Consider the following 7,945-nt stretch of genomic DNA (forward strand, 5'->3'; position numbering starts at 1 on the left):
AATTGCTTGACCAGGGTGTTCTCTGCGACCCGATATTGGGGATCCTTGCGGGTGCCCAGGTCCTCCAGCTTCATCCGCTGGGCTTCCTGATCGGTGAGCTTGGCATTCACATCTGGGGCGATGCCGTGTTTGTGGATGTCACGCCCACTGGGGGTTAGGTATTTGGCGATGGTCACGGTCATGCCGGAGCCGTCGGAGAGCCCCCGCACCGATTGCACCAAACCCTTGCCGAAGGTTTTCTGGCCCACCAGCAGGGCCCGGTGGTTGTCCTGAAGGGCTCCAGAGAGAATTTCACTGGCGCTGGCCGATCCCTCATTCACCAGGATCACCATCGGCTTGGTGGTGAGGGCCCGGCCCGTGGCCCGCTTCACATCCTGGATGCCATCGCGGGTTTTGGTGGAAACGATCGTGCCCTCGTTGAGCCACTGGCGGGCGATCTCCACGCTTGCTCCCAGCAGGCCACCGGGGTTACTGCGCAGATCGAGCACATAGCCCTGGGCCCCTTTTGCCTCCAGGTCTTGGAGGGCCAGGCGCATGTCCTTGGCGGCAGTTGCCGTGAACTGCTTAAGCCGGATATAGCCCACCTTGCTCCCTTCGGTGCCGGTGTTGATCTGGTGCTCCACCGCGTGCAACTCAATGCGCTGGCGGGTGAGGGGCACCTCGAGCAATTGACCCTTGCGCCTGAGGGTGAGGGTCACGGTGGTGCCGGCCTGGCCGCGAATCAACTTGACCGCGTCCTCGGTGCCCATGCCCTTGGTGCTCTTGCCATCAATGGCTGTGATCACATCCTTGGGCTGGACCCCCGCCTTAGAAGCTGGCGATCCATCTATCGGGGAGATCACCACTAGGTTTTTAGTCTCCTTATCCAGGCTCAACTGGATGCCCACCCCGGAAAGCTCCCCGGAGGTGTCGATCTGCATCTCCTTGAATTCCCTGGGATCCAGGAAACGGGTGTAGGGGTCATCGAGGCTGGCAAGCATGCCCCGGATAGCCTCGTAGGCCTCCTTGGGGGTGCCGTAGTTCTTGGTGAGCACATCGCGGCGCAATTTGCGCCACTGTTCCGGCGTGTACTTGCCGTTGATATCCAGGTAATCGCGGAAAACTATCTGCCAGGTCTGGTCGATTACCTCCTTGGGGCTATCGCTAATCAGGGCAGCTCCGCTGGGGGCCAGCAGGGGAGGTATCGCCACCGCAGCCATGGCACTGACAGTGCCCACACCCACCAAAACCAGCAGCCTGCTGCGTCCACTGGCCATGCGGTGAGCCCCCAAGCTCTTGTACTCAACTCACGCTAGCGACCTAGGGATCAAACCAACGGCCGTCTTCCTTAATCAGGGCAATTAGGGCCTCAACGCCCTCGGCCTCGGGCACCCGCCGGATCTCATCGCGACCGCGATAGAGGGAAATGGTGCCGGGGGTTTTGCCCACATAGCCGTAATCGGCGTCGGCCATCTCGCCTGGTCCATTGACAATGCAGCCCATCACGGCGATGTCTAGGCCCGTTAGGTGGGCCGTGGCGTTGCGCACCACATGCAGCACCTCCTCGAGGTTGAAGAGGGTGCGGCCGCAGCTGGGGCAGGCCACGTATTCCACCATCGTCTTGCGCAGCCCTAGGGCCTGCAGAATCGAGTAGCAGACAGGTATTTCCTTCTCCGGTGCCTCGGTGAGGGATACCCGGATCGTGTCGCCCAGGCCATCGGCCAGCAGGGTGGCAATACCTGCGGTGCTTTTTATACGGCCGTAATCGCCATCGCCGGCTTCGGTTACCCCCAGGTGGAGGGGGTAATTGAAACCCTCGGCATCCATGCGATGGGCCATCAGGCGATAGGCCGAAAGCATCACTGGCGCCCGGGAAGCCTTCATCGAAACCACGATGTTGTGGAAGTCGAGCCGATCGCAGATGCGAATGAATTCCAGGGCCGACTCCACCATTCCTGCCGGGGTGTCCCCGTAGGCAAACAACATCCGCTCCGCCAGGGAGCCATGGTTCACGCCAATGCGCAGGGCCTTGTCCTGGGCCTTGAGCAGGCTGACCAGGGGTTCGAAGGTGGCGGCGATCCGCTCGCCAATCTCAGCGATTTCCTCCTCGGAGAAGGAGGTGCGGTTTGGATCTGGCTTATCGAAGACAAAAAGCCCCGGATTGATCCGCACCTTGTCGACGTGCTGGGCCACCTCCAGGGCAATCTTCATGCCGTTGTGGTGCACGTCGGCCACCAGGGGCACCGGCTGGTAGGTGTCTTCCAGCTTTTGGCGAATCTCCTTTACCGCCTTGGCATGGGCCAGGCTCGGCACGGTGAGGCGCACGATCTCGCAGCCAGCCTCATGCAGGCGGCGGATTCCGGCCGTTGCACCCTCGATGTCGAGGGTGTCCTCGTTGATCATCGACTGCACAACCACCGGGTGGTCGCTGCCAATCCAGACACTTCCCACCCGCACATTGCGGGTTTGGCGGCGATGGATGACCGTGTCGAAGCGGGGATCGTTCTCCCAATCCATGCTGCCGCCCATCACTAAGACACCAGTTGCTGGCGCAAGCCTGTCACAAAGGGGCTGGCTACTGACTAATTCGCCTGGCAAGCCTGGCCAGATCGCCAACCGTTAGCGAACGGGGTTTCCCCTCGAGCCTTGATGGATTGCGCAATAGATAGGAGGGATGGAAAAGGGGCATTAGGGCCCTACCTCCCAGCAGCGGGCCCTCCCCTGCCAGCCATTGGCCCCGCAACTGGCTAATCCCCGCCTTAGTGCCCAGCACCGCCGATAGGGCGGTGGCACCAACCAGGCCAATTACGGCAGGATTCACGAGGTTGATCTGCTGCTCGAGCCAGGGCCTGCAGGCCTCCAGCTCGGCGGGTTTCGGTTTGCGGTTTTCGGGCGGGCGGCACTTGAGCCCATTGCAGATGTAGAGGTCGTGGTCGCGATCAAGGCCCACTTCGGCCAGCAACTGATCCAGCAGCAGACCCGAACGCCCCACGAACGGCAGGCCCGTGGCATCCTCCTCGGCCCCGGGGGCCTCGCCAATCAGCATCAGCCGGGCCTTGGGATTACCCCGGCCCACCACCACCTGCTGGCGGCTGGCCGAAAGGGAGCATTGCTGACATTCGCCGCAGGCAAGGGTCAGCGCTCCAAGATCGGGCAGCCAATGGTTGGGCAGCAGAGGGGAGGTGCTGGTCATGCCTTCAGGATGGGGCAGGATGGGGGTATTACAGCTGCCGCGCCGGCCGTAGCCGGGCCTTGGAATCGCCGATGCAGGATCGGGCACTGCTTTCCCCAAGGGCCCAGGCGCTGCAGCCCTCGCTGACGCTGGCCATCGCCGCCAAGGCCAAGCAGCTGCGCGCGGATGGCCGCGACATCTGCAGCCTGAGCGCAGGCGAACCGGATTTCGAAACCCCCGCCTTTATCCGTGCCGCAGCGGCCCAGGCCCTGGAAGAGGGCCAAACCCGATACGGACCAGCCGCTGGGGAGCCGGCCCTGCGCGAAGCGATTGCCGCCAAGCTCAGCCAGGAGAACCAGGTGGCCACCAAGGCCGCCGAGGTGCTGGTCACCAATGGGGGCAAGCAGGCCCTGTTCAACCTTTTTCAGGTGATCCTGGCCCCGGGCGATGAGGTGTTGCTGCCCTCCCCCTATTGGCTGAGCTACCCGGAAATTGCCCAGCTGGCCGGAGCCTCGCTCAAATTGCTGCCCAGCGATGCCGACCAGGGCTTCCGACTTAGGCCCGAGCAGCTGGAAGCGGCGATCACCCCTGCCAGTCGGCTGCTGGTGCTCAACAGCCCCTCCAACCCCACCGGCATGGTCTTGGGCCGGCCGGAGCTGGAAGCCCTAGCTGCGGTATTGCGCCGCCACCCCCAGGTGTTGGTGGTGTGCGACGAGATCTACGAATTCCTGCTGGCCCCTGGCCACAGCCACCACAGCTTTGCGGCGGTGGCCCCCGACCTGGCGGATCGGATTTTCACGGTGAATGGTTTTGCCAAGGGCTGGGCGATGACCGGCTGGCGGATTGGTTGGCTGGCCGGCAACAGGGAAGTGATCGCTGCGGCCACGGCCCTACAGAGCCAAAGCACCAGCAATGTCTGCACCTTTGCCCAATACGGAGCCCTGGCCGCCATCACCGGCTCCAGGGATTGCGTGCGGCAGATGGCCGCCGAATTCAACGGCCGTAGGGCCCTGCTCTCCGAGCGATTGATGGCGATTAGGGGCCTGAAGCTGCTGGCGCCGGAGGGGGCCTTTTATGCCTTCCCAGATGTGGGCGAATACGGGCTCGATTCGATGACCCTCTGCAATCGCCTGCTCGATGAGGTGGGCTTGGCAGTGGTGCCGGGGGTGGCATTTGGCGACGACCGCTGCATTCGCCTCTCCTGTGCCGTTTCACCTGCGACGATCAACGACGGCCTAGATCGCCTCGAGCGCTTTCTGGCCGGCCTCTGATCCCAGCTGTTTAGTACCCCCCTAATGAATCGTTTACCCCTGCCCAGCTGGCACCTGGGCCGCGCCATCCTCAGCGCCACCGCAGTAGGTGTTGCCCTGGCAACGGCCCCGGCCCTGCTGCCCCCTTCCCCCCAAGCCCTGGGGATCAGCCCCGCGGCAGCAGAGGTACAGAAACCGGTGTTGCGCATTGGCGCAATTCCTGATCAAAACCCAGAAAAGCTGAACCGGCTCTACGGGCTTGTGGCAAATGAATTGGGCCAGCAACTCGGCGTGGCTGTCCAGTACGTGCCCGTGACCGACTACGCCGCTGCCGTGAGTGCCTTCCGCACCGGCCAGCTTGATCTGGTGTGGTTTGGCGGCCTGACCGGCGTGCAGGCAAAACTGCAAAAACCCGGGGCCAAGATGGTCGCCCAGCGGGATATTGATGCCCAGTTTTATTCGGTCTTTATCGCCAATAGCGGCAGTGGCCTAAAGCCGATTAATTCGGTGAAAGGGCTGGTTGAACTGAAGGGAAAACGCTTCACCTTTGGCTCGGAAAGTTCGACCTCAGGGCGGCTGATGCCCCAATACTTTCTGATGCAGGCGGGGGTCAAATTGACTGATTTCGCCGGCGGTGCCCCCGGTTTCAGTGGCAGCCACGACACCACCATTGCCCTGGTGCAAAGCGGGGCCTATGAGGCCGGGGCAGTCAACGAACAGGTATGGAAGTCCAGCCTGCGCAGCGGCAAGGTAAATCGCAAAAAGGTGTCGGTGATCTGGCGCACCGCCCCCTACGCCGACTACCTCTGGCTGGCCCAACCCAACCTCGATAAAAGCTTCGGCAAGGGCTTCACCAACAAGCTCGCCAAGGCGATCATTAGCTGGCGATCCAGCGATCCAGAACAGAAGCAGATCCTGAATCTCTTTGGCGCCCAACAGTTCACCAGCGTGAATGCGGCCGAATACGGGCAAATTGAGGCGGTGGGCAGGCAGATCGGCAAGATCCGCTGAAACAAGAGCCCCTCAAAACAGTGAAGGCCCTGCTGGAGCTCGATCAGATCGTGGTTAGGGGCCGCCATCGGCCCCGCCTCGACCACATTTCCCTTGTACTCCAGCCGGGGGAACGGGTTGCCCTGATCGGCCCCAGTGGCGCAGGTAAAAGCAGCCTGCTGGCGGTGGCCAATGGGCTGCTGGCCGCCCAGGGCGGTCGGGTGGTGTGGCTCGGTGAGGAGCGCTCCAAAAGCCCCCATAGAAGAAGGCGCCAACAGGCCCGGATCGGCACCCTCTGGCAAGACCTACGCCTGATTGAGGAGCTGAGCGTCCAACAAAACATCAATGCCGGGCGCCTGGGCCAATGGGGCTGGCCCCAGGCCCTACTAAATCTGCTGCTGCCGATCGAAACCGAAGCCTGCGCCGCCATCTTGAAACGGCTCGAGCTCGACCCTGCCCTGCTGTGCCAGCCAGTTTCAGCCCTTTCCGGGGGCCAACGCCAAAGGGTTGCCCTGGGCCGGCTACTGCGCCAGGACCCCCTGCTGTTGCTGGCCGATGAACCGCTGGCCAGCCTCGATCCCCGCCTGGCCAACGAACTGCTCCAGCTGCTTTTGGAGCAGGCCCAAGCCCCCAGGTGCCTGCTGATGAGCCTGCACCGCCCTGACCTACTGCACCACTTTGATCGGGTGGTTGGGCTGCGCGATGGCCAGCTAGTGGTGGACCAAAGCGTGGCCAGCCTCGGCAGCCACCAGCTCGATGGGCTCTATGCCGGTGCCTCCAATTAGGTACCTGAAGACCGGGGCGGCGCCCCTGTGGGTACTGGCACCGGCCCTGGTGCTCATCCCCCTGGCCCTGCTGCTGCCCCAGCTGGTCCACGGCGGCGGCTGGGAGCTGGTGGGCCAATTTGCCTGGGCGGCCCTGCATCCATGCCTGGATCCCCAGGTGCTCCTGGCCCAACTGCAGGGGCTCGGCACCACCGCAGGCATGGCCCTATTGGGCTGGGCCGCCAGCCTGGTGATCGGGCTGATCTTGGGGATCGCCAGTTCCCGCCGGGTATGGCTGAGCTGGTTTGGCAGTGCCTACCCGGCGGAGCTGCTGCGCAAGCTGGGGGCCCTGCCCCGCTCGATCCATGAGTTGTTGTGGGGTTTGCTGCTGCTGCAACTGCTGGGGCTCCATCCGGTGGTGGCGGTGGCGGCCATTGCCATTCCCTTTGGGGCCCTGGTGGCCCGGGTAATCAGCGACCAACTCGATGCCCTGCCGATCGCCAGCCTGGAGGCGCTCAGCAGCGGTGGGGCCTGTGCCCCAGCAGCCCTGCTCACCGCCCTTGGCCCTCCCCTGCTGCCCCAATTGCTCAGCTATGGGGGCTACCGGCTCGAATGCGCCCTGCGCAGCGCCACCTTGCTGGGGGTCTTTGGCCTGGGGGGCCTGGGCACCGACCTACGGCTGACCTTGCAGTCGCTCAACTTCCCCGAACTGTGGAGCGGCCTGTGGCTGCTGTTGCTGGCGATGGTGGCCCTAGAAGCACTGGTGGGATTACTGCGGCGCCGCTGGGCCATGCCCCAACGGCTAGCCCTCAAGCCAGCCCGGATCGGTCGCCAGGGCCTGGAAATTATTAGTGCCGGCCTGGTGCTATTGCCCGTGCTGATCGCCGCCGCCTGGGCCCTGCAGGTCTCCCCCCAGGATTTGGGGAAATGGCAGCAGCTGCCGCCCATGGCTCCGGCCGACTGGCCCGCCCTGCTGGCCCTGCCCTGGCCCCAACTAATTGGCAACACCCTGCTGCTGACCCTTTTGGCCTCGGCATTGGCCGTGGGGGTGGCACCCCTGCTGCTGTTGCTAGTGGCCCCCTGGCCCTGGGCCCAGCTGGCGCTGCGGGGGCTCTGGCTAATGGGACGGCTCTGGCCACCCCCGCTAACGGCCCTGCTGCTGTTGTTTTTGCTCAAGCCGGGGGTGATTACCGCGGCCCTGGCCCTGGGCTTCCACAACCTGGGCATCCTGGGCCGGCTGCTGCTGGAGGCCAGTGAAACCAACCTCTCCGGCCAGGAAGCATTGCTGGCGGCAGGCACGCCCCCCCGAATGGCGCTGCTCTATGGCTCTTTTAGTGCCCTGGCCCGGCCCTACCTGGCCTATGGGGCCTACCGCAGCGATGTAATCCTGCGGGAATCGGTGGTGGTGGGCCTGGTGGGGGCCACCGGTTTGGGCAGCCAGCTGCTGGAGGCCCTGAGCTCCTTTGCCTGGGATCAGCTTTTAGCCCTGATGGCGGTCTATGCCGTTTTGACCCTGCTGGGGGAAGATCTCAGCGACCGCGCCCGCCGCCAGTTGCATGCAAATTCCCAAGAAGCTGGTGGTGCTTGGCGATAGCGGCGTCCATGGCTGGGGGGATCCGCTGGAGGGGTGTTGGTGTGAACGGCTAAGGCGCCACTGGATGGAGCTGCCCGCCGCACCGGTGATCTACAACCTGGGGGTTCGGGGTGATGGCCTGGAGCGCCTGGCCGCCAGGCTCATTGATGAGGTGGGCCGCAGGGGGGAATTGCGCCGCCAAACTCCCCAGGGAATC

The 7,945-nt window shown here is 63.9% G+C and carries 7 protein-coding genes and 1 pseudogene; 5 read left to right on the forward strand and 3 right to left on the reverse strand.

Annotation, left to right across the window (positions count from 1 at the left end; all coding sequences use genetic code 11):
- The 3 genes from KBY58_RS12190 to KBY58_RS12200 form a co-directional block, all read right to left on the reverse strand.
- Window positions 1–1,256: S41 family peptidase (locus KBY58_RS12190; RefSeq protein ID WP_255004591.1), on the reverse strand; the 1,256-nt coding region annotated here is incomplete at its 3' end.
- Between the two features lie 43 nt (window positions 1,257–1,299).
- Window positions 1,300–2,508, reverse strand: a complete 1,209-nt coding sequence (gene ispG, locus KBY58_RS12195; protein ID WP_255004593.1) for a (E)-4-hydroxy-3-methylbut-2-enyl-diphosphate synthase — start codon at window positions 2,506–2,508, stop codon at window positions 1,300–1,302.
- A 46-nt stretch (window positions 2,509–2,554) separates the two neighbouring features.
- On the reverse strand, window positions 2,555–3,259 hold the full coding sequence (locus KBY58_RS12200; protein WP_255004594.1) for a uracil-DNA glycosylase: 705 nt from the start codon (window positions 3,257–3,259) through the stop codon (window positions 2,555–2,557).
- On the opposite strand from KBY58_RS12200, the gene KBY58_RS12205 reads away from it, so the two are divergent.
- The 5 genes and pseudogenes from KBY58_RS12205 to KBY58_RS12225 form a co-directional block, all read left to right on the forward strand.
- Window positions 3,244–4,422: a pyridoxal phosphate-dependent aminotransferase gene (locus tag KBY58_RS12205; RefSeq protein WP_255004595.1), complete on the forward strand. Its 1,179-nt coding sequence runs from the start codon at window positions 3,244–3,246 to the stop codon at window positions 4,420–4,422. The genes KBY58_RS12200 and KBY58_RS12205 overlap by 16 nt on opposite strands.
- A 24-nt stretch (window positions 4,423–4,446) precedes the next feature.
- Complete coding sequence (locus KBY58_RS12210; RefSeq protein WP_255004596.1) at window positions 4,447–5,412, forward strand: putative selenate ABC transporter substrate-binding protein; 966 nt, start codon at window positions 4,447–4,449, stop codon at window positions 5,410–5,412.
- A gap of 20 nt (window positions 5,413–5,432) precedes the next feature.
- Complete coding sequence (locus KBY58_RS12215; RefSeq protein WP_255004597.1) at window positions 5,433–6,176, forward strand: ATP-binding cassette domain-containing protein; 744 nt, start codon at window positions 5,433–5,435, stop codon at window positions 6,174–6,176.
- Complete coding sequence (locus KBY58_RS12220; protein ID WP_255004598.1) at window positions 6,163–7,749, forward strand: phosphonate ABC transporter; 1,587 nt, start codon at window positions 6,163–6,165, stop codon at window positions 7,747–7,749. Before KBY58_RS12215 ends, KBY58_RS12220 begins: the two co-directional genes overlap by 14 nt.
- Window positions 7,712–7,945, forward strand: a pseudogene (locus tag KBY58_RS12225) (arylesterase); the annotation flags it as partial. The gene KBY58_RS12220 and the pseudogene KBY58_RS12225, both read left to right, overlap by 38 nt.

This window comes from Cyanobium sp. HWJ4-Hawea (genome assembly GCF_024345815.1).
Classification (GTDB): Bacteria; Cyanobacteriota; Cyanobacteriia; order PCC-6307; family Cyanobiaceae; genus Cyanobium_A.

What these genes read in the sequence shown, in the direction of transcription:
- KBY58_RS12205 (WP_255004595.1), top strand. Translation starts at nt 3,244, where the DNA reads ATGCAGGATCGGGCACTGCTTTCCCCAAGGGCCCAGGCGCTGCAGCCC.
- KBY58_RS12210 (WP_255004596.1), top strand. Translation starts at nt 4,447, where the DNA reads ATGAATCGTTTACCCCTGCCCAGCTGGCACCTGGGCCGCGCCATCCTC.
- ispG (WP_255004593.1), bottom strand. Translation starts at nt 2,508, where the DNA reads ATGGGCGGCAGCATGGATTGGGAGAACGATCCCCGCTTCGACACGGTC.